Origin of the sequence: Oliverpabstia intestinalis (assembly GCF_009696065.1) — a bacterium.
GTDB classification, from domain to species: Bacteria; Bacillota; Clostridia; order Lachnospirales; family Lachnospiraceae; genus Oliverpabstia; species Oliverpabstia intestinalis.
Map to the genome: position 1 here is coordinate 1 of NZ_VUMS01000089.1, position 1,154 is coordinate 1,154.

At 37.9% G+C, this 1,154-nt stretch carries 2 protein-coding genes; one reads left to right on the forward strand and one right to left on the reverse strand.

All coding sequences use genetic code 11. The annotated features are described in order from the left end of the window. The first annotated feature begins 202 nt into the window (after positions 1 to 202). Positions 203 to 598: an RES domain-containing protein gene (locus tag FYJ57_RS15055; protein WP_205840013.1), complete on the forward strand. Its 396-nt coding sequence runs from the start codon at positions 203 to 205 to the stop codon at positions 596 to 598. Between the two features lie 143 nt (positions 599 to 741). Here the strand turns inward: FYJ57_RS15055 and FYJ57_RS15200 are convergent. Then, positions 742 to 1,154: hypothetical protein (locus tag FYJ57_RS15200; protein ID WP_205840014.1), on the reverse strand; the 413-nt coding region annotated here is incomplete at its 5' end.

The window sequence follows — 1,154 nt, forward strand, 5'->3', positions numbered from 1 at the left end:
CATGTCAGATGGCCGGTTTTTGCAGTCCTGTATCTGTGTGGCCCATTCCTGGAGCCTGTACTGACGTGCAACTAAAGATGTTTTTGTACTCATAGTCATCCTCCCTTGAGATGTCAAAAAAGTTAAGGCTTAACTTTTTTGACAGAGTAAAAGTCTTTACTCTGATTATCTCAAAGATCAGGAATTTTCCAAGGTACACACTATGGAGCGTTTACGTTACAATGAGGTGGGTAGAAGTTGTTATTATATTGCTGAAGATAAGGAAGGTGCATTAAAAGAAATCTATAAGCACAGTGGAGGAACAAAACCTCGTGTGCAGGTAATCGGACTTAAGGCTGTAAAACTTGTTAAATTATTGGATCTGTCAGGAGAGGCAAAGAAAACAAATCGCTTCATCGAGCATATGAGGTTTACTGTAGAGAATGAAGTGGGAAAAACAGTACTTGAATATCTACTTCCTAACTATGTTGCATCATGTTGCAAGGAAATAGGAATTGATGGAATCAGATATAAAAGTTCTGGATACAATTGCTGTGTACTTTGGAAGGATGACTATTTCGAATATGTGGAAGGCAGCAGAGAAGTGATACCGGAATAAGAAGTAGGAATATGTCAGCTTTGCTGACCAGAATTACGCACCAAGTCTCACGGACGTTCGACTTGAATTTTGCAAAGGAAATGGTCTAGTATGTTACGAAATCTCTTCATCTTATCGATTGTCATGTTTATAGGCGGCATTTATTATAGATATTCAATATCAAAGAATAAAGAAATGCAGAATATAGCCTTTTTTCTGAAAATATCTCTGTTGTTGTTGTCACTTATATTAGCATTCACCGGGAAGAAGTTTATTTTTATAGGAAATTTAGCTTTTGGTGGAAGAACTCCGGTGATGGTGCTTGTGCTCATTGAAATTGCAGATGCTTTCATCGATAGAAAAAAATAATGTGACGCAATTGGATTGATTATTCCGGGGCTCTTTGAGCCACCTGTCCGGACTTTGAGAGCCACCATTCCGGAGAATGAGGGTTCTTCCGCAATTGCCCGTTTTTTGCTTCCAATGAAATTATTTCTGTGATAAAATGTTGGTATCAAATAAAGGCGGTATATGATAATGAATGATTCGTTGAAATTAGATATGTTTTTCCCAGGTG